The sequence below is a fragment of the Sphaerisporangium sp. NPDC088356 genome (assembly GCF_040685555.1).
GTDB lineage: Bacteria > Actinomycetota > Actinomycetes > Streptosporangiales > Streptosporangiaceae > Sphaerisporangium.
Genome location: NZ_JBFBIK010000014.1, coordinates 1 through 22995 on the forward strand (window position 1 = coordinate 1; position 22995 = coordinate 22995).

General features: G+C 69.9%; 20 protein-coding genes and 1 pseudogene. 3 read left to right on the forward strand and 18 right to left on the reverse strand.

The genetic code is table 11. The features are described 5' to 3' along the window. From AB0O34_RS07990 to AB0O34_RS08040, 11 genes and pseudogenes are all read right to left on the reverse strand, one after another. Nucleotides 1-181, reverse strand: a 181-nt coding sequence (locus AB0O34_RS07990) for a helix-turn-helix domain-containing protein (protein WP_363913892.1), incomplete at its 3' end; no start/stop codon positions are given. Between the two features lie 351 nt (nucleotides 182-532). Then, nucleotides 533-928 (reverse strand): Rrf2 family transcriptional regulator, encoded by a 396-nt coding sequence (locus AB0O34_RS07995; protein ID WP_363913894.1) that lies wholly within the window; start codon nucleotides 926-928, stop codon nucleotides 533-535. Further along, the gene (locus AB0O34_RS08000; RefSeq protein WP_363913896.1) at nucleotides 928-1791 is read right to left on the reverse strand and encodes an ABC transporter permease; all 864 of its coding nucleotides are present in this window, start codon (nucleotides 1789-1791) and stop codon (nucleotides 928-930) included. Before AB0O34_RS08000 ends, AB0O34_RS07995 begins: the two co-directional genes overlap by 1 nt. Before the next feature lie 3 nt (nucleotides 1792-1794). Further along, nucleotides 1795-2625 (reverse strand): ABC transporter ATP-binding protein, encoded by an 831-nt coding sequence (locus AB0O34_RS08005; RefSeq protein WP_363913898.1) that lies wholly within the window; start codon nucleotides 2623-2625, stop codon nucleotides 1795-1797. Between the two features lie 76 nt (nucleotides 2626-2701). Beyond that, nucleotides 2702-3763: an ABC transporter substrate-binding protein gene (locus AB0O34_RS08010; RefSeq protein ID WP_363913900.1), complete on the reverse strand. Its 1062-nt coding sequence runs from the start codon at nucleotides 3761-3763 to the stop codon at nucleotides 2702-2704. Between the two features lie 181 nt (nucleotides 3764-3944). Continuing rightward, nucleotides 3945-6257, reverse strand: a complete 2313-nt coding sequence (locus AB0O34_RS08015) for a glycoside hydrolase family 95 protein (protein ID WP_363913902.1) — start codon at nucleotides 6255-6257, stop codon at nucleotides 3945-3947. 166 nt (nucleotides 6258-6423) lie between these two features. Continuing rightward, on the reverse strand, nucleotides 6424-7599 hold the full coding sequence (locus AB0O34_RS08020; protein WP_363913904.1) for a cytochrome P450: 1176 nt from the start codon (nucleotides 7597-7599) through the stop codon (nucleotides 6424-6426). 91 nt (nucleotides 7600-7690) lie between these two features. Next, nucleotides 7691-7927 (reverse strand): hypothetical protein, encoded by a 237-nt coding sequence (locus AB0O34_RS08025; RefSeq protein WP_363913905.1) that lies wholly within the window; start codon nucleotides 7925-7927, stop codon nucleotides 7691-7693. A 23-nt stretch (nucleotides 7928-7950) separates the two neighbouring features. Beyond that, on the reverse strand, nucleotides 7951-8787 hold the full coding sequence (locus tag AB0O34_RS08030) for an undecaprenyl-diphosphate phosphatase (RefSeq protein ID WP_363913906.1): 837 nt from the start codon (nucleotides 8785-8787) through the stop codon (nucleotides 7951-7953). 254 nt (nucleotides 8788-9041) lie between these two features. Further along, complete coding sequence (locus AB0O34_RS08035; protein WP_363914048.1) at nucleotides 9042-9998, reverse strand: hypothetical protein; 957 nt, start codon at nucleotides 9996-9998, stop codon at nucleotides 9042-9044. Nucleotides 9999-10145: 147 nt separating this feature from the next. Next, nucleotides 10146-10277, reverse strand: a pseudogene (locus tag AB0O34_RS08040) (helix-turn-helix transcriptional regulator); the annotation flags it as partial. Between the two features lie 272 nt (nucleotides 10278-10549). Between AB0O34_RS08040 and AB0O34_RS08045 the strand changes: the two are divergent. Continuing rightward, complete coding sequence (locus AB0O34_RS08045; protein ID WP_363913908.1) at nucleotides 10550-10744, forward strand: hypothetical protein; 195 nt, start codon at nucleotides 10550-10552, stop codon at nucleotides 10742-10744. 60 nt (nucleotides 10745-10804) lie between these two features. On the opposite strand, the gene gndA is transcribed toward AB0O34_RS08045, so the two are convergent. The 6 genes from gndA to AB0O34_RS08075 all read right to left on the reverse strand — a co-directional run bounded on the left by gndA (nucleotide 10805) and on the right by AB0O34_RS08075 (nucleotide 18612). Further along, nucleotides 10805-12238, reverse strand: a complete 1434-nt coding sequence (gndA, locus tag AB0O34_RS08050) for an NADP-dependent phosphogluconate dehydrogenase (RefSeq protein ID WP_363913910.1) — start codon at nucleotides 12236-12238, stop codon at nucleotides 10805-10807. 123 nt (nucleotides 12239-12361) lie between these two features. After that, entirely contained in the window at nucleotides 12362-13030 is a 669-nt protein-coding gene (locus tag AB0O34_RS08055) for an HAD family hydrolase (protein WP_363913912.1), read from the reverse strand. A gap of 203 nt (nucleotides 13031-13233) precedes the next feature. Then, nucleotides 13234-14676 (reverse strand): LCP family protein, encoded by a 1443-nt coding sequence (locus tag AB0O34_RS08060; RefSeq protein ID WP_363913914.1) that lies wholly within the window; start codon nucleotides 14674-14676, stop codon nucleotides 13234-13236. A gap of 161 nt (nucleotides 14677-14837) precedes the next feature. Continuing rightward, nucleotides 14838-16109, reverse strand: coding sequence for an acyltransferase (locus AB0O34_RS08065; protein ID WP_363913916.1), 1272 nt, complete (start codon nucleotides 16107-16109; stop codon nucleotides 14838-14840). Nucleotides 16110-16211: 102 nt separating this feature from the next. After that, the gene (locus tag AB0O34_RS08070) at nucleotides 16212-17234 is read right to left on the reverse strand and encodes a hemolysin family protein (RefSeq protein WP_363913918.1); all 1023 of its coding nucleotides are present in this window, start codon (nucleotides 17232-17234) and stop codon (nucleotides 16212-16214) included. Between the two features lie 40 nt (nucleotides 17235-17274). Further along, on the reverse strand, nucleotides 17275-18612 hold the full coding sequence (locus AB0O34_RS08075; RefSeq protein ID WP_363913920.1) for a hemolysin family protein: 1338 nt from the start codon (nucleotides 18610-18612) through the stop codon (nucleotides 17275-17277). 268 nt (nucleotides 18613-18880) lie between these two features. Here AB0O34_RS08075 and AB0O34_RS08080 point away from each other — a divergent pair, with 268 nt between their 5' ends. Then, nucleotides 18881-21133 (forward strand): heavy metal translocating P-type ATPase, encoded by a 2253-nt coding sequence (locus tag AB0O34_RS08080; RefSeq protein ID WP_363913922.1) that lies wholly within the window; start codon nucleotides 18881-18883, stop codon nucleotides 21131-21133. Nucleotides 21134-21191: 58 nt separating this feature from the next. Here the strand turns inward: AB0O34_RS08080 and AB0O34_RS08085 are convergent, their stop codons facing one another. Further along, nucleotides 21192-21584: a PPOX class F420-dependent oxidoreductase gene (locus tag AB0O34_RS08085; protein WP_363913924.1), complete on the reverse strand. Its 393-nt coding sequence runs from the start codon at nucleotides 21582-21584 to the stop codon at nucleotides 21192-21194. 152 nt (nucleotides 21585-21736) lie between these two features. Here AB0O34_RS08085 and AB0O34_RS08090 point away from each other — a divergent pair, with 152 nt between their 5' ends. After that, entirely contained in the window at nucleotides 21737-22924 is a 1188-nt protein-coding gene (locus tag AB0O34_RS08090; protein WP_363913926.1) for a helix-turn-helix domain-containing protein, read from the forward strand. Nucleotides 22925-22995 lie beyond the last annotated feature (71 nt).

A 22995-nucleotide genomic window follows, 5' to 3' on the forward strand; every position in this document is an offset into this window, starting at 1 on the left:
CGGCGGTGAGCACCCGGCGCTGAATCTCCGCGTCCCCGATGAACCCGAGCCCGGCTTTGCGGGCGGCCTTGCGCGCGGCCAACGCGTCGTTCCACACCACCCGGGCGCACCCGAACGTCTTGGCCAGCATCTGGCGCTGCGCAGCGTCGGGGTAGCGCCGGAAGTTGTAGCGCAACTTCACCGCCCACACCCCCTGCCACGACCAATACGCTCCGCATCAATGGCTACTCGAACACATTATCGTCTAGCTGGCGCCACCGACGCTGGATTCCGACGTGATCCGGGCCATCACGCGTGGCCACTTCCGGTCACCGTCATCCTCGCAACCTCCTGCGGCAGCGCACCACTCACGATCATCAAGGCGTACATCGAACAACAACGCCGACCCACCTGACCACCCAGCGGGACCGAGACGCGCTTCGCGCTCGGTCCTGCCCCGCCTCCGGCGGGCCATCCCCTGAAGGGGACCGCATTCATCCCCGCCCTGAAGGACGGGGCCTTCTGCGGCTTTCCGGTAAGGCACCGGCCGGCCTCAGGCGAGAGGCGGGAGGGAGCCGCTGGCGATGTGGGCCAGCGTGATCTCCGTCAGCGTCGTGTTCTCGAAGGTCCGCAGCGCCGTCCACACGTCGGCAAGCGGCCCGGCGACGCCCGGGAACCGCTCGCCGTGGGAGGGCGCGCCCTCGATCACGATGATGATGTCGGCGAGAGTGATCTCGGTGGCCGGTCTCGCGAGCCAGTAGCCCCCCTCGGGGCCCCGCTGGCTCTCGATGAGGCCCGCGCGCCGCAGCTGGAGCAGGATGTTGTCCAGGAATCTGCGGGGAATGTCCTGGGAGCTCGCGATCCGCTCCGCGGGCACGGGGCCCGGAGGAGCGGCGGCAAGCTCCGCGGCGGCGCGCAGGGCGTACTGCGTCCTGGCGGAGATCCGCATCAGCCCACGCGCTGGTCGAGCCCCCAGCGGCGCCGGAGAGCGTTGTCGGCCGCGCCGAAACACATGTCCACGACGATGCCGATGACGAGGATCACGATCATCGTGGCCAGCAGGCCGGGGGCGTCGGAGAGCTCCCTCGCGTTGTCGAGCTGCTCGCCGATCGACGTCTGGTTGGCGATGATCACAAGGAGTTCGCCCGCCATCAGCGACCGCCACGCGAACGCCCACCCCTGCTTGAGCCCCGAGAGGAACGACGGCAGCGAGGCGGGCAGGATGACGTGCCGGTACAGCGCCAGCCTCCGCAGGCCGAGGATGTGCCCGGCCCTGAGCAGGATCGGAGGGGTGTAGTCCACGCCCGCGATCAGCCCGTTCGCGATGGACGGCGCCGCGCCGAGGACGACCACGAAGAGGATCGCGCTCTCGCTCAGCTTGAACAGCAGGATCGCCAGCGGGAACCACGCGATGGAGGGCATGGTCTGCAGTCCGGTGATCAGGGAGCCGAACGCCGCCCGCAGGGGACGCACCCGTGACACGGCCGCGCCGACGACCAGCCCGACCAGCACCGCGACCGCGAACCCGGTGACGGCGCGGCGCATCGTCACGGCCACGGCCTGGTAGAACTCGGCGTCGCCGAGGCGGGTCCAGAGGTCTCCGAAGACGGCGACGGGGCCGGGGAAGACGTACTCGGGGCGCCACCCGCTGAGCACGACCAGCTCCCAGATCGCGAGGACCAGCACGATGGCCGAGATCATCGGCCAGGCGCGCGACCAGATCCTCGCGGCGACGCCGCGCTGCTCGCGGTGGGACAGCTCCAGCGCGTCCAGACCGGCTATCTGTTGTGAAATATCAGTGGTCATGGTCATCCGTCACTTCTCGGCGCCGGCGCCGACGGGCTGCTGCGAAGGCCGGGCGTGACGCAGCACCTCCTGGCGGAGCCTGTCGGTGATGCTCGCGGCCAGCTCGGCCACCTCCCCGGAGTCCGTACGGCGCGGCCGGGGCAGCGTGACGGGGAACTCCTCGATCACCGTGCCGGGCCTGCTGCTCAGCAGCACGACCCGGTCGCCCAGGCGTACGGCCTCACGCACGTTGTGGGTCACGAACAGGACGGACAGCTCGCGCTCCCGCCAGATGCGCTCCAGCTCGTCATGGAGCAGGTCGCGGGTCATGGCGTCCAGGGCGCCGAAGGGCTCGTCCATGAGCAGCACGTCGGCGTCCTGGGCCAGAGCCCTGGCCAGGGCGACGCGCTGGCGCATGCCGCCGGACAGCTCGTGCGGGCGCTTGGCGCCGAAGCCGCCCAGGTGGACGATCTCCAGCAGCTCCTCCGCCCGCGCGCGGCGCTCCTTCTTGGTGGTGCTCCTGACCGAGCTCTTCACCCGGAGCGCCAGCTCGATGTTGGCCGAGACGGTGAGCCACGGGAACAGGGCGGGCTCCTGGAACATCATCGCGATGCGCCCGCCCTTGGTGTCGATCTCCCCGGCCGTGGGGCGGTCGAGCCCGGCGACCAGGCTGAGCATCGTGCTCTTGCCACAGCCCGACGCTCCGAGCAGGCAGACGAACTCGCCCTTGTCCACCGACAGCGTCACCCGGTCGAGGGCGAGGAGCTCCCGGCCGTACACCTTGGAAACCGCGTCCAGCCGGACCGCGGGCTCACGCCCGTCGGCCCGGCTGGGGCGCAGCTCCTGAATCGGAGCTGTCACTTCGACTCCTCACCCAGCGGCTCGCCGGCCCGTGACCGGGAGCGCCGCGTCGGCTCTTGTGGGGTGCGGTGCTTGCTCACTTGTCGCTCACCGCCTGCTGGCCCTTGGCGGCCAGCACCTCGTTGAGGATCGTCAGGTCGTAGATGCCGTTCAGGTCCACCGGGTCGAGCAGGCCGACCTGCTGGGCGTGCTCGGCGCTGGTCACCAGGGAGGAGGCGATCGGGTCGTTGGTGAAGGTGATGTTCTTGAACGCGCTGTCCAGCACCTCGGTCTTGAGAGGCTTGCCGGACAGGTCCTTCAGTTCCGCGTTGATCGCTTCCTTGGCGCCGGCCGGGTCGCTCTGGATGTAGGCGTTGGACTCGACGTGCGCCTCGATCAGCTTCTTCACCAGGTCAGGGTGCTCCTTGAGGAACTGCTGCCTGACGATGAGGTGCGTGATCACGAACTGCTTGTTCGGCCAGAGGTCGGCCTCGGTGACGAGGATCTTGCCCTTGCTCTCCTGGATCATCCGGCTCGCGAAGGGCTCGGGCACCCACGCGCCGTCGATGTCGCCGGTGGCGAAGGTCTGCAGGGTCTGCGCGTTCTCCTGAGGGACGATCGAGACGTCGCCGCCGCCCTTGGTGTCGGTCTTGAGGCCCTTGTCCTTGAGCCAGAAGCGCAGCGCGACGTCCTGCGTGTTGCCGAGCTGCGGCGTCGCGATCTTCTTGCCCTTGAGGTCGGCGGCGCTGTTGATCGTCGGCTTGACCACGAGGTAGACGCCGCCCGACGCCGACCCGGCGACGATCTTGATCGCCTGGCCCTTGGACTTCGACCAGGCGTTGATCGCGGGGTTCGGCCCGATGTACGTCGCGTCGATGGCGTCGGAGAAGATCGCCTCGGTGGCGGCGGGGCCGGCGTTGAAGGTCGCGGTCTTCAGCGTCGCACTGCTGCCGAGCGCCTTGGCGAAGAACCCCTTCTTGACCCCGACCAGCGCCGTGGAGTGCGTGATGTTCGGGAAGAAGCCGAGGCGGACCTCGGTCTTGGCCGCGTCGCCGCCGCCGGAGGCGGAAGTGTCGCCTCCGCCGCAGGCCGCCGCAAGGGCGGTCACGGCGACCGCGGCCAGTGCTGCCGCCATCCCCCGGAGCCTGCGAACCCTCATGGAACACTCCCTAATTCCTACTTAATAAGTCGGTTAGGTGTATAAGACGATATACCGACCTCCCTGTCAAGCCGTGGTGACGGTGCGGGCACGCGTTGTTACCGCTTCGTGTCCCGCGAGTACGACACTCCGCCATTCCTTGTATGGATATATGGCGTTATGTCTGGTCCTGGTGGTGCGTTCAGCCGATCGTGATCCGGTACGCGCTGCCGGCGGTCGCCTGGAACGTGGCCGTGTCATCCTCGACGGCACAGGGCACATGGGTGCGGCAGCCGTTCAGGAACGCGGGATTGCGCAGCCGCACCTCGCCGTCGATGCCCGAGACGAGCCGCACCTCGACGAGCTCGCTTTCCTGCCAGCTGGCGCCCACCGTGTGGCCGCCCCGGGCGCACAGGCCGTCGAAGGAGCCGTACGGCCACGCGGACGGCAGCGCGGGAAGCACGTCGACCACGCCCGCGTGGCTCTGCAGGAGCATCTCGGCGATCCCGGCCGTCGTCCCGAGGTTGCCGTCGATCTGGAACGGGGGGTGCGTACTCCACAGGTTGGGCAGGATGCCGTGCCTGAGCTGCTCGCCGAGCAGGTGGTGCGCCCGGTCGCCGTCGAGCAGCCGGGCCCAGAGGTTCATCTTCCAGGCCCTGCTCCAGCCGGTGCCGCCGTCCCCGCGATGGTCGAGCGTCACTCGCGCGGCCTCGCCGTACTCGGTGCAGGGACGGATGCGGCGGCCCGGGTGCAGCGCGAAGAGATGGGACACGTGCCGGTGGGTGTCGTCGGGGTCGTCCCAGTCCTCCCGCCACTCCTGGAGCTGGCCGAACGACCCCACCCGCAGACCCTCGTCCAGCTCACCGAGGGCCTTGAGCAGGTGGTAGCCCGGATCGACGCCCAGGTAGTCCGCGGCCTCGACGGTGTTCGCCAGCAGGTCCCACACGATCTGCTGCGACACCGCGGCGCCGGCCGAGAAGGGCCCGTGCTCGGGCGAGTGGCTGGGGGAGACGACGAGCCCGCGCTCCTCGGTCAGTTGGTCGAGCCAGAAGCCGGCCGTCTCGCGGAGCAAGGGATAGGCGTGGTCGCGCAGGTAACCGAGGTCACCGCTGAACAGGTAGCGCTCGTAGACGTGCTGAGCCAGCCAGGCGCTCGCCTCGGGGAACCAGAAGGACGTCGGCCAGTCGTGCACCCCGGTGAACCCGAAAGGGTTGGTGTTCTGGTGGACCACCCAGCCGGACGCGCCGAACATGGTCCTGGCGGTGATCCTGCCCGGAGGGCGCAGCGCGTCGACGAAGCGCAGCAGTGGCGGCACACACTCGCTCAGTGCGGTGACCTCGGCCGGCCAGTAGTTCATCTGGACGTTGACGTTGGTGTGCCAGTCGCCGTCCCACGGGGGCGTGGTGCTGTCGTTCCACAGGCCCTGCAGGTTGGCCGGCAGCGGCGAGTCCGACCGTGACGACGCGATCAGCAGGTAGCGGCCGTAGGCGAACAGCAGCGTTTCGAGCGCCCGGTCGCGGGGGCCGCCGTCGCCGTACGCCGCGATCGCCTGGTCCGTCGGCACCGTCTTTCGCGTCCCTGTCGCGAAATATCCACCGATGTCGAGTTGGACGCGATCGAAGAGGTCTTGGTGGTCGGCGACGTGCTCGGCACGCAGCTCCGCGTAGCTCCGGGCGCACGCGTGGTCGACGCGCGAGGTGACCGTCACGTGCGGGTCGTCTCCGCGATAGCCCGGGTGCACGCCGGCGTAGTCGGTGCCCGCCGAGAACACCACGGTCACGGCGTCGGCGCCGCGCACCGCCACCGCCCCGCCCTCGTCCGTACGGCTGCCGCCCTCGGCCAGCACCCGCACCTGACCCTCGAAGCGCAGCCCGTTGTCCTCCAGCGCTCCCCGGAGTGTCATGCGGCCCGCCTCCGCCCGTACCGGGGGACAGACCGGGGCGGCGGCGGCCGGCCGTACCGTGACGGACACCTGGCCGGGGTGGTCGGCGGCGAGCCGTATGACGACCACCTGGGCCGGGTGGCTGGCGAAGTACTCGCGCGTGAAGCGGACCCCGCCCGCCGTGTAGCGCACCGACGCGATGGCAGTGGAAAGGTCGAGCTCGCGGCGGTAGTCCGAGACCCCGGCCGTCGTCCCGGTGTCGAGGAAGAGGTCGCCGAAGGGCTGGTAGGCGCCGAACCCGGGGATGTGACCTTCCATCCCGGCGGGGTTTCCGAGCAGGCGGGCCGCCTCGCGGGGCTCCACGCGCCCGTCCTCCGCGATCCGCCGCCTGACCTCGTCCAGAGCGCCCGGCCGGGGAGCGGGCCAGTCGCCGAAGCCGTATCCGTGCTGGGCGTCCTTCGAGCCGGGGCCGCCGGTCCACAGGGTGCTCTCGTTGAGGGCGACACGCTCGGTTCCGAGCCGTCCGAACACCGTCGCGCCGAGCCTGCCGTTGCCGATCGGCAGTGCCAGCCGTTCCCACGCGTCGTGCTCATCCGCCTCGTTCGCGGGACGGTCGTACCACAGGGTCAGCATTTCTCCCCGATCAGCATGATGATCAAACTAAATCTTAACGGGGCCGATCAAAATTGGTTACAAGACGCGTTAAGTGTCGATTGCGGCTTTTGCCGGGTACGGCAGCGGGACCGCGAGACACCTCGTAAAGGTCTCGCGGTCCCGCTGACCCGCGGGCTGGGGCAGGTCACCAGGTGACGGGAAGCTCGACGAAGCCGCCCGTCAGGCGGCCGGTGCGGGTGCGCAGCCGGTGAAGGGGCTCGGCCAGCTCCATCGTCGGGAACCTCTGGAGCAGGGTGCCGAACACCGCCCGGAGCTCGACCCGCGCGAGGTTCGCCCCGATGCAGTAGTGCTGGGCGTACCCGAACGCGACGTGAGGATCCACGGCCTCGCGACCGATGTCGAACACATCGGGCTCGTCGAAGACGCTCTCGTCGCGGTTCGCCGCCGAGGTGAGGATGAGCACCGCCTCGCCGGCACGGATGGTCTCGTCGCCGAACTCGATGTCCGCCTTGGCGTACCGCACGAGCCCGTGGTCGGACGGCGCGGCCATGCGCAGGATCTCCTCCACCACGGCGGGCGCGAGGGAGGGGTCGGCGGCCAGCGCGTCGCGCTGGGCCAGGTCGCTGAGCAGGAACACGACGCCGTAGTCGATGCGGTTGACCGTGGTCTCGTGCCCGGCGAACAGCAGGCCCGCCCCGAGGTCGGAGATCTCCTTGTCGTCGGCGTCCATGTTGGCCATGTCGGACAGGACGTCCTCGGCCGGGTGCCGGCGCTTCTCCAGCACCAGCCCGTGGATGTAGGCGCTGAGCTCGTCCATCGCCATGGTGGCCGCCGCCGGGTCGGTCATGTTCGTCATACCGTCCGCCAGCGCCCGGAACCGGTCGCGGTCCTCGTACGGCACGCCGAGCAGCTCGCAGATGACCAGCACGGGAAGCGGGAAGGAGAAGTGCTCGTGCAGGTCGACCGGCGGCGACTTGGTGGCCATGCGGTCGAGGAGGTCGTCGACCAGGTCCTGCACGTGGTCGGTCAGCGCCTTCATCCGCCGAGCAGAGAACGCCGGAGCGAGAAGCTTGCGCATCCTCTCGTGCTCCTGCTTCTCGGTCGAGTAGTCACCTCTCGGGCCGCCGAGGATCACCGAGCTGGAGATCCGCGGCGCGGCGTCGGGATCGGGATGGGAGCGGCCGAGCCTGTCGTCGGCGAGCAGTCGCCGTACCTCTTCGTAACCGGTGACGAGCCAGGCCTCGTCGCCGGCCTGGGTTCTCACCCGGCTGATCGGCGACTGCTCGCGCAGCTCGCGGTATGTCGGTGGCACATCCAGCTGGTTACGCCGCGTGAACGGCAACTGGGGGAGATCGGACACGATGGGCGCCTTTCTCTCGCCGGCTCACACCCTCGCGACTGGAGCCGGGTCGGCTGCTACACCGGATTAGCGTTCCCCGTAACCAGTCCTGTCAAGACATGTCAGGAGAAGTGTGGTGAACCCGCACGGCCCGCGGCTCGTCCAGTCTGTACTCCTCACCCATGCCCTCGACGCCGGGACGACTTCCCGCCAGGGGTCCGAGGCCGAAGGAGTTATCCACAGTATCCACAGACTCGTACACAGGTTCGAATCCGATCTTCACAGGCTTCAGCGGGCCGCTGGACACGACCGGTTCGGCGTCCGTGACCTTGAAGACGCCCGTCTCCACCGGGCCCGCAGCGGTGGAGGACGCTAGCTCGCTGGGATGAGGTCGAGGCTGACGGCGATGATGACGAAGGCGCCGAGGATCACCCGGTACACGATGAACGGTGTGAAGCGGTGGGTGCTGATGTACCGCAGGAACCAGGCGATGGCCGCGTACCCGACGACGAACGACACGATCGTGGCGAGGATCGTCGGCCCCCAGTCGGGCGCCTGACCGTCGCCGATCTTGAACAGCTCCAGCACGCCTGACATCAGCACGGCCGGGATCGCCAGCAGGAACGAGTACTCCGCGGCCTCCTCGCGCCGGTAGCCGAGCAGCAGGCCGGCGCCGGTCGTGCCGCCGGACCGGGAGACGCCGGGGATGAGGGCGAGCGCCTGGGCCAGGCCGTACGTCAGGGCGTGCGGCAGGTTGAGGTTCTTGTCCAGGGTCAGCTCGTTGCGGGCCATGCGGTCGGCGACGGCGAGAAGGAGGCCGAAGACGATCAGGCAGGCGCCTATCAGCCGCAGGTCGCGCACGGTGGTCTCGATCTGGTCCTTGAACGCGAGACCGAGCACGCCGATGGGGATGCTGCCCGCGATGACGTACCACCCCATGCGCGCGGCCGACTCCTGCCGCAGCTCCGGGGTCCAGAGCGAGCGCGTCCAGGTGGAGACGATGTCCCAGATGCGCTTGCGGAAGTAGATCAGGACGGCGGTCTCCGTGCCGAGCTGGATGACGGCGGTGAAGGCGGCTCCGGGGTCCTTCCAGCCGAAGAAGGCGGAGACCACTCTGATGTGGGCGCTGGAGGAGATGGGCAGGAACTCCGTGAGCCCCTGTACCAAGCCCAGCACGAACGCCTCGAACCAGCCGATCAATGAACACACCTTCCGGGGGAGGGCCGCGTGGGCGCGGTGAGACCAGGCCGCGCGGCCGCGTTGGCGGGGACCAGGCGAGGCTAGCCGAATTCGGGCACCAGAGCGCTCGGCGAAAGTCCGATCCGCGCACCGGAGGGGTTCATGCGGCGCGGACGAACGGCTGATCCGCCGCGCCCGCGGGCGCGGAAGGGGCCGGTGTCCACGCGGGCGCGGAAGGGGCCGGTGTCCACGCGGGCTCAGAAGGGGCCGGTGTCCACGCGGGCTCAGACGGGGGTCAGGGAACCGGTCAGCTCGCGGGCCAGCTCGTGCATGCCGCACTGGCGGACACCGTCGATCATCATGCGGAGGTCTCTCGTGACCCGCGTGGAGCACACGCCCTCGGCCAGCATGACCGCGCGGCGCGCCTGCTCGGTGCCGGTGTCGCGGTCACCCTCACGAATGCGGAGCACCGCGAGGCGGGTGAGGCAGCGCAGCCCCGTGCGCGTACGGCTCTCGCCGAGCCTGTCGAGCGCCGCGGCCAGGCGCTCGCGCGCTCGTACGTCGTCGCCGAGCTGGAACAGCGCCAGCCCCAGCGCGCTGTCGTGATGGCCGGGGGAGACGGTGATGTGGCGCGCCCAGTCGGGTGCCACCGCCGGCTCCTCGCGGGCCAGCGCCTCCTCCGCGAGGCCGATGTGCCGCAACCCGCCCGCCCGGTCGCCGGCCGAGGCGCAGTGGCGGGCGGCCACGGCGTGCACGTTGGCGCGCTCGGCGCTGGAGATGCGCTCGTCCCCGAGCGCGAGGCGGAGGATCTCGACGGCGTCGCGCGGCCTGCCCATGTCGGCGAAGGCGACGGACAGATCGAGCATGGTGTGCGCCCGCAGGTCTCGGTCGGCGCCGCGCGCCGCCGAGTCGAGCGCGAAGGTGAGGAGCCTCGCCGCCCGCTCCATCTGGCCCTGGTCGTACGTCGCCCACCCCATGCGGTCGGCCAGCAGCCCGATGGCCGAGCAGAGCCGCTCGCGCGTGGGCTCGAACATGGGCCGGTCTTGTAACTTCACCGCCCACTCAAGGGAGCCGCGTGCCATCGCGATCGCCGCGGTGCCTCCGCGGGCGAGATCCATGCGCATGTAGAGATCGGCGGCGGCTTCCACGGCCTGCACCTCGGGTAAGCCGACACGGGTCGGCGGCTCGGCGCCGAGGCCTTCGAGCAGACGGGTAAGAGGCTCACCCGTGGCGACCCCCACGGACGCCGCCGCGATGACTGAGAGTAGGCCTCGCCGCTTCATGTCATCGACGGTACCCACTTCAGGGGTGCAGGCATCCGGCGTTCCCGTTGCGGCAAAAGGAACCGTCACGTTGCTCAAGGCGATCTCGTAATGCCGTAGTAACGTGGGTGTGATCTCGCGGGCACCCCGCTCGACCCGGCTGAGGTGACCTGCGGAAACACCCGAAATCAACGCGAGCTGCCCCAAGCTGAGGCCCGCACGCTGACGGGCGGCGCGCAGATCCTCGCCGATGGTCATGGTCACTCCACGTGTTGCGGCAACGACGGTGCGGCACCACTGCAACGGTGACACCGAGTTATCAAGCCCTCACGCTGACCGTAGCGCGGATGTAACTCGCGCAGACCGATGACGCCATAACTGGCGGACCCCTAAGGATGATTCATGTCTTTGACGGGTCTTTTGCGATTCGGAACCGAGGTGCGTTCAGTGCGCGAACCCACAGCCCTTCCCGTCAGCCGGTGCGCCGGCCCACCTCCGCCGTTGTCTGGGCGCCGTCAGCAGGAGGCACGATGAACCCCGCTCAGCTGGACCCTTCCGGGTGGATGGTCTTCCAGTCGGACACCGGGCGCTTCTGGGCCACCCGGCTGCGATTCGACGACGAGATCGAGGCCGCGGGAGTGTGGCGGACGGTGGACGCAGACGACGAGACCACCCTCGCCGAGCTGATCGCCGAGCAGGAGCAGCGCGCGAGGTCGGCGTCCTGAGGCTCCTGCCTCCGGACGCCGACGTTCGACCGGCGTACTCCGCCGGCGCTTCTCCTGGCGTCAGACGTCGACGCGGGTCTCGGGGTGGCCGGTGAGCTCCCAGTGGGTGTGGTAGACGCCCTCGCGGTCGACCCTGCGGTAGGTGTGGGCGCCGAAGTAGTCGCGCTGCGCCTGGATCAGGGCCGCGGGGAGCCGCTCGGCGCGCAGCGCATCGTAGTACGCGAGCGAGCTGGAGAAGCCGGGGGCGGGGATGCCCCGCCTGATAGCGGCGGCGACCACGTCGCGCCACCCGTCCTGGGCCTGCCCCATCTCGGCCGCGAAGTGGACGTCGGACAGCAGCGTGGGGGCGTTCGGGTCCGCCTCGTAGGCCGCGCGGATGCGGTCGAGGAAGCGGGCCCGGATGATGCAGCCGCCACGCCAGATGGTGGCCATCGCGCCGAGGTTGATGTTCCAGCCGTACTCCGCGCTGCCGGCCTGGATCTCGTTGAAGCCCTGCGCGTAGGCGACGACCTTCGAGGCGTACAGTGCCTGCTCCACGTCGTCGGCGAAGGAGGACGTAAGGCCGCCGCCGGTAGGGCCGGGGAGGATGCGCGCCGCCTTGCGCATGTCGACGTGGCCGGAGAGAGAACGGGCGAAGACCGCCTCGGCGATGCCGTCGACCGGCACTCCGAGGTCGAGGGCCGCCTGCACGGTCCAGCGGCCGGTGCCCTTCTGCTCCGCCTGGTCGAGCACCACGTCGACGAACGGCTTCCCGGTGGTGCGGTCCATGTGCGAGAGCACCTCGGCGGTGATCTCGATCAGGTACGACTCCAGCCGCCCCCTGTTCCAGGTGCGGAACGCTTGGGCGATCTCGGGGGGAGACATCCGCACGCCCTTGCGGAGCAGGTCGTACGCCTCGGCGATGAGCTGCATGTCGGCGTACTCGATGCCGTTGTGCACCATTTTCACGAAATGTCCGGCACCGTCGGGTCCGACGTACGTGCAGCACGGCACGCCGTCCACCTTGGCCGCGATGTCCTCAAGGATCGGGCCCAGCGACTTGTACGCCTCGCGGGAACCGCCGGGCATGATGCTCGGGCCTTCGAGCGCGCCCTGCTCGCCGCCCGAGATGCCGACACCGACGAAGTGGATGCCGAGCTCCTTGAGCGCCTTCTCGCGGCGCCGGGTGTCGCGGAAGTGGGCGTTGCCGCCGTCGACCATGATGTCGCCGGGTTCGAGCAGGGGCGCGAACTCCTCGATCACCGCGTCGGTCGACTGGCCCGCCTTCACCATGATCACCATCTTGCGTGGCCGCGCCAGCGAGGCGACGAAGGCCTCCGGCGTCTCCGCGGGGACGAACTCGCCCTCGTGACCGAACTCCTCGATCAGCGCCTTGGTCTTCGCGCTCGTCCGGTTGTGCACGGCGACCGTGTATCCGTGTCTGGCGAAGTTGCGCGCGAGATTGCGGCCCATGACCCCGAGTCCCGTGACGCCGATGACCGCCTGCTGTGCCATGTCCGACCACTCTCCTTCTGATCTAGCAATACGCCGTGGATGGCCGCCGGGTTCGATGGACGGCGGGCGAGCGCGGCGACTCCGTGCTTTCGTGCTCGTGCCGGCTCACGCGGCCATCCTGCGTCAGTTCTGCAGGAGCCGGCCGATCGGGGTCTCTTCCAGGTGGTACAGAAGATCCCGGCAGTCCTTGTACACGGCCTCGGCTCCCGCCTCCAGAAGGGATCCGGTGTCGATGCCGCCGGACCGGAGGGCGACGCATCCGACCTTCGCCGCGCGGGCGGCCAGCGCGTCCCACACGCTGTCCCCCACCATGATCGCATTATTGGGCTGCAGGCTCGACTTGTCGAGTGCCTGGCGTATCGGCTCGGGGTGGGGCTTGGACTTGTCCACGTCGCCCGAATGCACGAGGGCGGAGACGGCGTCCTGCGCCCCGGTGATGCCTATCAGGCGCTCGGCCTCGTCCTTCGGGGCGCTGGTCGCCGCCACCACGAGCAGCCCTCGATCAGAGAGGCTCTGCAGCAGCTCGCCCGCCCCCGGCACCGGCCGTACCTCGTCGAGGTGCGGCTTGTACAGCTCCGCGTGCGCGTCGGAGATGGCCTGGGCCTCCTCGTCCGACACGTCGGGAAGCAGGTAGTCGATGAGATCCCGATCGGCCCGGCCGATGGCTCCATGGATGTCCACCATGAGGACGTCACGACCCTGCCGCCGGAAACCTTCCCACCAGGCGGTCACGTGCAGGTAGTTCGTGTCGACCAGGGTGCCGTCGATATCGAAGATCACTCCACGTCGCATAGCTCACCATCCTTGCGATGCCCGGACACTCGCCCCGTTCCCCCATGCCGCTCTGGGTATCCCGCCGATCCGCCGGCGGGATCACGCCTCTTACCGAGGCTCACCCACAACAGAGAGCAAGTGACACATGTCCGGTTCCGTACCCCAAAGGGAGCGGATGCAACAATCATCCCCAACCGGGGGAAAGACGATGACGAGCGGTGTCACTCGGCCGAGCAGGAGTCCTGCGTCGCGTCGATCCCCTTGAGCTCCTCCTCGGAGACGGGGGCGGCCTTGAGGCCCTTCCAGTCGGAGCCGATCACCAGCACGAGCCTGGTCGTGGTGACGTTCTTCACGGGGGCGCTGCGCGAGACCAGCAGGTCGCCGGCCAGCGTCGGCACCCTGCTCTGCCCGTCCGCGGCGTACATGATCGTCGTCTTGGGATACGGCTTGCGCTTCGTGTCGCCGACCTTGACGACGGTGTAGCCGCGCTGCTCCAGCGCGGCGGCGACCTGCGTGCCGAGGCCGCCCCGGGTGGTGCCGTTCTGCACCGAGATCTCGATCTTGGACTTCGACACCTTGCCCTGGCGGCCCGTCTTGATGTGCGAGCCCTGGATCTTCGTGTCGGTCGCCACGAGCTGGAAGAGTCTCTTGGCCTGCGGCTGCACCCACTCGACCCGGCCGGGCTGGGTGAGGGAGTAGCGCCATGGCGTGGTGACGAAGCGGATGTCCCCGGCGGCCAAGCCCTGAGCGCTCGACGCCAGGTCCTTCATGACCCCCACGGTCAGCCCGGGGTCGGTCGTGACGGACTTGGTGGCCGCGTCGAGGAAGCGGAACAGCTTGGCGGGGTCGCTCAGCGTGGCCCCGCTCATCGCCTTCTTGATCATCGAGGCGATGAACATCTGCTGCCGCTGGATGCGGCCGATGTCGGACCCGTCGCCCAGGCTGTAGCGGGCGCGGACGTACCCGAGGGCCTGCTCGCCCTTCACGGTCTGCTTGCCGGCGGCCAGGTGCAGCATCGCCTTCTTGTCGTCGATCGCCTTCGGCACGCAGATGTCGACGCCTCCGAGGGCGTTCACCATGCTCTTGAAGCCGGTGAAGTCTACCTTGGCGTAGTGGTCGATACGGATGCCGGTGAGCGACTCGATCGTCCTGTAGGTGCAGCCGATGCCGCCGAAGTTGAACGACTCGTTGATCATGCCTACGTGGGCGCGCTGCCCTGCCAGCCCGTTCTTGGGCTTGGGCGGGCAGGTGGGCAGCTGAACCAGCGAGTCACGCGGGAAGCTGATGAGCAGGGCGTTGTCGTGGTTGGGGGACACGTGGGCCAGGATGATCGTGTCGGTGCGCTCGCCCAGATCTCGGTGGCCGTACTTCACGTTGGCGCCCGCTCGCGTGTCCGAGCCCACGATCAGGATGTTCAGGGCCTTGCTGACCTTGGCCGGGCGCGTGCCGAGGTCCTTGGCGTCGATGTCGACGTGCTTGATGTTGCCGCTCAGCTTGCTGTACGCGCCCACCAGCGTGGCACCGCCCGCTACGGAAACGCCCGTGACCGCCGCGACCAGGCACCACAGCCACGCCATCCAGGGCCGCTTCGCCCTGCCGGGCGGCTTGCCCGCGGACTCGTCCACGGGCTGGTCAGGGCGCACATCGACAAGCCCGCCGTTCATTGTCCCCACGGAATGGCCAGGGCTGGTGGCCCGAGGCCACACGCCGACTCCAGGCGCCGGATCCATCTGCCCGGCAAGCCGCGAGCAAGTCTAGCGATGCCGGTGATATTTGTGGCCCCCTGTCGCGGTATTCGCAGGAAGTCTCCATTTTTCCCACTACATCACCTGTAAGACGGCTCACTCGCCGCGCGAGCGAGGCGGCGTCCCATCCGCTGGGCCGGCTTCTCGACGAAGCGGTAGCTCAGCGCGGCACAGCCGATCACGGTCGTGAAGAACACCACTTCCCAGGCCAGCCGCGTCGTGAGTGGGATCCCCGAGGGATCGCTGGTCAGCCGCCTGATGACCTGCAGGACCAGGGGATGCAGCAGGTAGATGGAGTAGCTCGCCAGGCCGAGCCAGACCAGGACGGGCGAGACGGTGCGGTGGCGGAGGGCGAGCCCGGCGGCGAAGGTGAGCCACGCCGCGACGACCGCGGTGGACCAGCTCCACTTGAACGCCTGCTGCCCGGCCTCCGACATGCCCCACCCCGGCCCGAGCAACACCGCCGCGGCGACCGAGAGGACGGGCACGAGGCCGATCATCCAACGTGACCGCGCCCACGCGACCGGCGAACGCTCAAGCCGGTAGATGGCGGTCCCGCCGAACATCGTCGCCAGGATGATGAGGCTCTGCCAGGCTCCCACCCTGCTGTTGAAGGTGAGGAGCACCAGGGCGAGGACGGCGATGACCGCCGCGCCATGGAGCCGCACGTCGTGCTTAGCGCTGAGGACGGCCGCGATCCCGCCGAGGAGCACGATGGCCGCGATCCCCACCACGCTTGCTCCCAGCGCGTGGGTCAGCCACCCGGCGGGTACGAGCGCGCCGGCGACGAGCGCGCACACCGCGAGCGTCAGCGAGGTCCCGGCGCTGGCCCGATGGACGCCGAACACGAACATCGCGGTGACCAGGAGGTAGAACGCCATCTCGTACGAGAGGGTCCAGAAGACGTTGACGACGCTGGGCACCTGGAGCAGGTCCTGCAACATCGTGAGGTGTGCCAGCGTGGCGCTCCACGGCTGCCCGGAGGTCCGCGCCGGGAGGGTCGAGTAGACGCCGATGACGGCGAACACGGTGCCGATCGCCGCCGCCAACGCCCACAGGGGGTAGAGGCGGAAGAACCGGGTGATCCAGAAACCCCGCACGCTGCCGCGCCGTTCCAGCGATACCGGGATGACGTACCCGCTGACCAGGAAGAACACCAGCACGCCGTACTGCCCGAAGTCGAACCATGGACTGATCGAGCCGCGGATCTCCGGCAGCAGGGCGTCCAGCGAGTGCTCGAAGACGACGATCAGTGCCGCGATCCCGCGCAGAGCGTCCAGCCACGATTGTCGGCCGCCTTGCGACGACGGTGACGAGGCCGGTGAGGGTGACGAGCGGGTCGCGACATGCATTTGTCCAGTGCTGCCCCAGATGTCCGTGCTCTTAACCACCGAGTCAGGCTATGAGTCGAATCTGGATGAAATAGACAATTGCCGCACGGATCCTGGCAGCGCCTAGCTCGGGGCCTCCTGGCTGGCGTGGTGGAGCAGGCCCGTGAGGACGTCCTCCAGGGTGACGACCCCGGTCACCGCGCCGCCGTCGTCGACGATCGCCGCGAGCTGGGCGCGGCGCTTGCGCATCGTCGCGAGCACGTCGGCCAGGGTGGCCCTGCGGTGAACGTGAGGCAGGGCGCGGGCCGGTAAGGGCTCGTGCGCCGCGTGGCCGTTGAGGGCGTCCAGGACGTGGAGGTACCCGGACAGCTCGCCCGGGTCGTCACCGCGTACGGGAAAGCGCGAGTGGCCGTAGCGCCCGGCGTTCTCCTGCAGCTCGGACACGCGGGTCGTGGCGGGCAGGCTGACGACCTCGCTGATCGGCACCATGACCGACTCCACCGGACGGGCGTGCAGGGCGAGCGTCGCGATCATGCGATCGTGCTCGTCCTGCTCCAGCAGCCGGTGCCTGCGCGACTCCTGGATGAGGGCCGGCATCTCGTCCGAGGTGTAGACAGAGCGGATCTCCTCGGTCGGCGGGATCCTCAGCACCCACAGGACGGCGGCGGCGATGGCGTTGATCCCGACCAGCAGCGGGCGGGTGGCGCGGGCGACCAGGCGCAGGGGCGGCACGAGCCACAGGGCCGCCTGGTCGGGGCTGGAGAGGGACAGGTTCTTCGGCACCATCTCGCCGATGATCACGTGCGCTGAGACGACGATGAACATGGCGAGGGCGAAGGCGGTCGGATGCACCAGGCCCACGGGCAGTCCGAGGGCCGAGAACAGCGGCTCCAGGGCGTGGGCGATGACCGGCTCGCCGACGGCTCCGAGCGCCAGCGAGGCCAGGGTCACGCCGAGCTGGGCGGCGGCGAGCATCAGGGGCACCGAGTCCATGGCGGAGAGCACCGCCCGGGCCTTCCTGGAGCCCTCCTTGGCCAGCGGCTCGATCTGCGTGCGGCGGGCGGAGATCAGCGCGAACTCCGCGCCCACGAAGAACCCGTTCGTCGCGAGCAGCAGCACGATGGCGAGGACGTCCAGGAGGCTCATCGGCTGCTCCGAGCGGCGCCCGTCGCGCTCAGGGGCATGGTCAAGAGGCGTTCTCCTCGCCGAGTCTGGGCGCTGTGAGCGTGATGAGCTCGATCCGGTGGCGGCGCATGCCGTCGACCCTGAGGGTCCAGCCGTCCACGACCACGCTGTCCCCTGTGTCGGGTATCCGGCCGAGACGGCTGATCAGCAACCCGGCGAGGGTCTCGTACGGCCCCTCGGGCATCTGGAACCCGGTGCGCTCCTCGGCTTCGTGGGCGCGCAGGAGCGCGGGCACGGCCACGGACGTGCCGGGGGCGAGCAGGGCGGACTCCGGCTCGGCCGAGCCCTCCTCGGGCAGGTCGTACTCGTCGGCGATGTCGCCGATGAGCTCCTCCGCCAGGTCCTCCACGGTGATGATCCCGGCGAAGCCGCCGTACTCGTCCACGACGACCGCCATCTCCTCCCTGGCCGTGAACAGGCGCTCCTGCAGGGTCGCGAGGTCGAGCGACTCGGGGACCAGGACGGGGGGACGCCGGATCCTCGCCACCCGGGTCTCCCCGCGCGCGGCCTCGGGGACGGCGAAGGCGTCCACCACGGACGCGACGCCCACGATGTCGTCCAGCTCGCCACCGGAGACGGGCAGCCGCAGGTGGCGCTCCCGCCTGGCCAGGGTGAGGAACTCCGCGACGGTGTCCCCGTCCGTCACGGTGACGCAGTCCATGCGAGGGGTCATCGCCTCGGCGGCGGTCATGTCGCCGAACCGCAGCGCGCGGCGCAGCATGGCCGCCGTGCCGGTCGGAAGGGTGCCCGCCTCGGCCGACAGGCTCATCAGCAGGCTCAGCTCCTCTGGGGACCGGGCGGAGGCGAGCTCGTCCTGTGGCTCGGCCCCGAGCGCCCGGACGATGGCGTTCGCCGTCGCGTTGGAGGCCTTGATGAGCGGCGCGAACACCGCGGAGAAGATCCGCTGCGGGGGGGTGGAGAGCCGCGCGACGGCCATCGGGCGCGACAGGGCGGCGTTCTTGGGGACCAGCTCGCCGAGCACCATCTGGCTCACCGTGGCGATCAGGAGGCCCAGCATCGCCGACACGCTCTCGGTCGCCCCGTCCGGCAGGGCGGGGATGCTCTCGACGGCGGGACGGAGCAGCCCGGCGATGGCGGGCTCGGCCATGACGCCCAGCAGGAGCGAGGTGATCGTGATGCCGAGCTGCGCCCCGGAGAGCTGGAACGACAGCCGCCGGATCGCCGCCTGGATGCCCTGGGCCCCGCGGTCGCCGGCGGCGGCCAGCCGCTGTACCTCGCTCCGTTCGACGGTGACCAGCGAGAACTCGGCCGCGACGAAGACGCCGTTCGCGATGACCAGGGCCAGCGCGCCCAGCAGGAAGACCAGATCGACGATCACGGTGTCGTCCTTCCGCGCAGCCCGCGACATCAGTAGATCAGACCGTGCGACATGTTCGGTTCTCCGCCCGAACCGTACCGGCAGGGCGCTTCCTGGGGGAATGCCGCTCCAGATACCCCTGTCGCGAGAGTCGAACCCCTCCGGCCTGGAGGGCCACTTGACGCGCCAGGTACTATAGGGGGGTATCGTTCCAGGACGTAAGGGCAGGCCGCGATTGGCGCCCGCGACCCGGGTCGCGCACTATGGGAGACGAGCGGGAGGAGACGCCATGACGTCCGTCACCACGAGGCCGTCCGCCGGGGGCGGCCAGATAGAGCTGGCGATCGGCGGCATGACGTGTGCCTCGTGCGCTTCACGCATCGAACGCAAGCTGAACAAGCTCGACGGCGTGACCGCCACAGTTAACTACGCCACCGAGAAGGCCAAGGTCGTCTACGACGGCGAGGTGCGTCCCGAGGATCTGGTCGCCGAGGTCCAGAAGGCCGGCTACTCGGCGGAGCTGCCGAGCGTCGAGCCCGTCACCGAGGAGCGCGACGAGCTCGCTCCCCTGCGGCAGCGGCTCATCGTGTCGATCCTGCTCACCGTCCCCGTGGTCGCCATGGCGATGATCCCCGCCCTGCAGTTCGACAACTGGCAGTGGCTGTCGCTCACCCTCGCCGCGCCGGTGGTGGTGTACGGCGGCCTGCCGTTCCACAGGGCGACGCTGACCAACCTGCGGCACGGCACGGCGACCATGGACACACTGGTCTCGATCGGCACGCTGGCGGCGTTCGGCTGGTCGCTGTGGGCGCTGTTCTTCGGCACGGCGGGCATGCCCGGCATGCGGCACGGGTTCGAGTTCACGCTCAGCCGGGGGAACGGCGCGGGGAACATCTACTTCGAGGCCGCCGCAGGGGTGGTCACCTTCATCCTGGCCGGCCGTTACTTCGAGGCCAGGTCCAAGCGCCGGGCGGGGAGCGCGCTGCGGGCACTGCTGGAGATGGGGGCCAAGGAGGTCGCCGTCCTGCGCGACGGCCGTGAGGTGCGCATCCCGATCGAGCGGCTGGCGGCCGGAGACACCTTCGTCGTACGGCCCGGCGAGAAGATCGCCACCGACGGGGTCGTGCAGGATGGCGCCTCGGCGGTGGACGCCTCCATGCTCACCGGGGAGTCCGTCCCCGTCGAGGTACGGCCCGGCGACGCCGTGACCGGCGCGACCGTCAACGCGGGAGGCCGCCTGGTGGTCCGCGCCACCCGGGTCGGCGGCGACACGCGGCTCGCCCAGATGGCCCGGCTCGTCGAGGACGCGCAGAACGGCAAGGCCGAGGTCCAGCGCCTGGCCGACCGCATCTCCGCCTTCTTCGTGCCCATCGTGATCGCCCTCTCGCTCGGCACCCTCGGGTTCTGGCTCGGCACGGGGAACGGCGCGGCGGCGGCCTTCACGGCGGCGGTGGCCGTGCTGATCATCGCCTGCCCGTGCGCGCTCGGCCTGGCCACGCCGACGGCCCTGATGGTCGGCACCGGGCGCGGGGCGCAGCTCGGCATCCTGATCAAGGGCCCCGAGGTGCTGGAGTCCACCCGGCGCGTGGACACGATCGTGCTCGACAAGACGGGCACCGTGACCGCCGGCCAGATGACCCTGGTCGGTGTGGTGACCGCGCCGGGCACCGACCGTGGCGAGGTGCTGCGGCTCGCGGGTGCGCTGGAGGCCGCCTCCGAGCATCCGATCGCCCAGGCCGTGGCCAGGGCGGCCGCCGCCGAGGGTCTCCCCGGCCCGATCGCCCCGGTGGAGGGCTTCGCCAACATCGAGGGTCTCGGCGTGCGGGGCACCGTCGAGGGCCATGCCGTGCTGGTGGGCAGGCCGCGACTGCTGGCCGAGCGGTCGCAGGATCTGCCGGCCGATCTGGAGCGCGCCGTCGCCGAGGCGCGGGCGCGTGGCGAGACCGCCGTCGCCGTCGGCTGGGACGGGCGGGCGCGTGCCGTTCTGACCGTCGCCGACGTGGTCAAGCCGACGTCGGCCGAGGCGATCTCGCGCCTGAAGGAGCTCGGGCTGCGCCCCGTGCTGCTCACCGGGGACCACCAGGCGGTGGCCGAGACCGTGGCCGCCTCGGTCGGCGTGCCGGTCGAGGATGTGATCGCCGACGTGCTGCCCGCGGGCAAGGTCGACGTGGTCAAGCGCCTTCAGTCGGAGGGCCGGGTCGTGGCCATGGTGGGAGACGGCGTCAACGACGCGGCGGCGCTCGCCCAGGCCGACCTCGGCATGGCGATGGGCACCGGCACCGACGTGGCCATCGAGGCGTCCGACCTGACCCTGGTACGCGGGGACCTGCGGGTGGCCGCGGACGCGATCAGGCTCTCCCGCCGCACGCTCCGTACGATCAAGGGCAACCTGTTCTGGGCCTTCGCCTACAACGTGGCGGCCATCCCGCTGGCGGCGTCCGGGCTGCTCTCACCGATGATCGCGGGTGCGGCGATGGCCTTCTCGTCGGTCTTCGTGGTCAGCAACAGCCTCCGGCTGCGCCGCTTCGCCCCGCCGGCCTGACCTCGTCGCGCCGCGCTCGCCCGCGGGGTGTCCGTTCACGGGCGAGCGCGGCGGCGCGTCAGGCGCTGTGGATCACGTGCTCGGGGGTGACGCGTACGGTGATGCGCTGCTCGTCCGCGTTCCTGAAGGGGTAGGAGTCGGCGTCGAGGTACTTCTTGGCCAGCGCGTCGATGACGTCGTCGGCGCCCTCCAATACGAACTCGGCCGTGCCCGAGACGCTGACCAGGTGGTAGCCGTTGTCGGGGTCGAGCACGCTGACCGACACCCGGGGGTCCGCACGCAGGTAGCGCTCCTTGGCCCGGCCGACCGCGGTGTTGAAGATGACGTCGTCCCCGTCGATGTCGACCCACACCACCGTGCTGTGCAGCGATCCGTCGGGCCGGTGCGCGGTGACCCAGGCGTGCACGGGGCGGGCGATCAGGGCCTTGGCGTCGTCGTTCAGCTTGCTCATATAAGACTCTCCCTCAGGTTTTGGCGGTTCGCCTCGAAACTGGCGAACACAGCCGGACAGCTGACCATTCCACCGCATTAGATCAATGCCGTGGGCGCAAAGATGGGGGTGTGTCCTACTTTGCTCGGTAGGACCAGAAGCGTGGAGGTCTGATGGATCGTCTCGGCGACTCAGAAGCGCCGGACAGCTCCGGCCGCCTCCGTAACAGGAGCACCTCGGCGAGCGTCGAGGAGTTCGCCTCGGCCCTGAACGATCTGGCCCTCGGCGGCGACGGGTGGCGCCCGATCCTGCGCCGGATCGCGGACGAGACCGGCAGGGCGGCCCGGCTGGTCGGCGTGCACGGCGGCGTCTTCCACGCCACCGATGGCGGCGACGCCACGATGAGCCCCGCCGAGGTGAGACGCGCATTCGGCGAACCGAACCCGGTGCGCGTCGTCTGCCCGGACGGGTGGGAGGCCCGCGCCCTCGCCGTGTGGGCCGGCCAGCGCCGGGTCGGACTGCTGCTGCTGGCCGAGCCCTTGCCAGACCACCTGCTCCCCTACCTGCGTGCCGCCTCCACCGCCGTGGCGATCGAGGCCGTACGCCGGGACGCCTCGGCCGTGGCCAAGTCCGAGACCGCGAGCAGGCTCATCGACGAGCTGCGCTTCGGAGCCCTGCGGGGCACCGAGGAGGTGACCCGGACGGCGGCGAGGTTCGGGGTCCACCTCGGCCAGCCCCACGCCGCCGCGGTCTTCGCCTACGACGGCTCCAACCGGCACACCTGGTCCACGGCCCTGTCGTGGCTGGAGATGCCGGTCCGCCAGCAAGGCGTGGAGGGCTGGACCGTGCTCACCGGCGACATCCCCCGTGAGGTGAGCCGGATCCGCGACCGCCTGCAAGGAATGGTGGGAGAGGGCACCGTGCTCGCGGCCACGGGCCCTGTGGTGACAGGGCCTGCGGAGACACCGCGCTCCTTCAGGGACGCGGAGACCGTGCTCGGGCTGCTCAGAAGACGTCCCGGCGAGACCGAGCTGCAGCACTCGTCGCTCGGGCTGACGCAGTTGCTGCTCGCCGTGCCGCCCGACCGGCTCCAGGCGTTCGTCGACCAGCAGCTCGGGGCGATCCTGGGACGTCCAGAGCTGATCTTGACGCTGGACGCGTGGCTGTCGACCAGAGGCAGCCGCGCGGCGGTCGCCGACCTGCTGCACCTGCACCGTAACTCGGTGGGATACCGCATCGGGCAGATCCGGCAGCTCCTCGGCTTCGATCCGCTGGACCCGGCCATGGCCCATCACCTGCAGACCGCGCTCACCGCCCGCGAACTGCTCCAGGTGTACTCGGAGAACGATGGTGTCACGTGAAACATGCGCGGTCTCCGCACAAGATCGGACACGGAGCCGGCGGCCAGAAATCCGATCTTTGGGCTGCGAGC

Coding starts and splice junctions, on each gene's coding strand:
- AB0O34_RS08060 (WP_363913914.1), bottom strand. CDS start 14,676: ATGAACGGCGGGCTTGTCGATGTGCGCCCTGACCAGCCCGTGGACGAG.
- AB0O34_RS08010 (WP_363913900.1), bottom strand. CDS start 3,763: ATGAGGGTTCGCAGGCTCCGGGGGATGGCGGCAGCACTGGCCGCGGTC.
- AB0O34_RS08090 (WP_363913926.1), top strand. CDS start 21,737: ATGGATCGTCTCGGCGACTCAGAAGCGCCGGACAGCTCCGGCCGCCTC.
- AB0O34_RS08015 (WP_363913902.1), bottom strand. CDS start 6,257: ATGCTGACCCTGTGGTACGACCGTCCCGCGAACGAGGCGGATGAGCAC.
- AB0O34_RS08085 (WP_363913924.1), bottom strand. CDS start 21,584: ATGAGCAAGCTGAACGACGACGCCAAGGCCCTGATCGCCCGCCCCGTG.
- AB0O34_RS08055 (WP_363913912.1), bottom strand. CDS start 13,030: ATGCGACGTGGAGTGATCTTCGATATCGACGGCACCCTGGTCGACACG.
- AB0O34_RS08065 (WP_363913916.1), bottom strand. CDS start 16,109: ATGCATGTCGCGACCCGCTCGTCACCCTCACCGGCCTCGTCACCGTCG.
- AB0O34_RS08070 (WP_363913918.1), bottom strand. CDS start 17,234: ATGAGCCTCCTGGACGTCCTCGCCATCGTGCTGCTGCTCGCGACGAAC.
- AB0O34_RS08000 (WP_363913896.1), bottom strand. CDS start 1,791: ATGACCATGACCACTGATATTTCACAACAGATAGCCGGTCTGGACGCG.
- AB0O34_RS08080 (WP_363913922.1), top strand. CDS start 18,881: ATGACGTCCGTCACCACGAGGCCGTCCGCCGGGGGCGGCCAGATAGAG.
- AB0O34_RS07995 (WP_363913894.1), bottom strand. CDS start 928: ATGCGGATCTCCGCCAGGACGCAGTACGCCCTGCGCGCCGCCGCGGAG.
- gndA (WP_363913910.1), bottom strand. CDS start 12,238: ATGGCACAGCAGGCGGTCATCGGCGTCACGGGACTCGGGGTCATGGGC.
- AB0O34_RS08045 (WP_363913908.1), top strand. CDS start 10,550: ATGAACCCCGCTCAGCTGGACCCTTCCGGGTGGATGGTCTTCCAGTCG.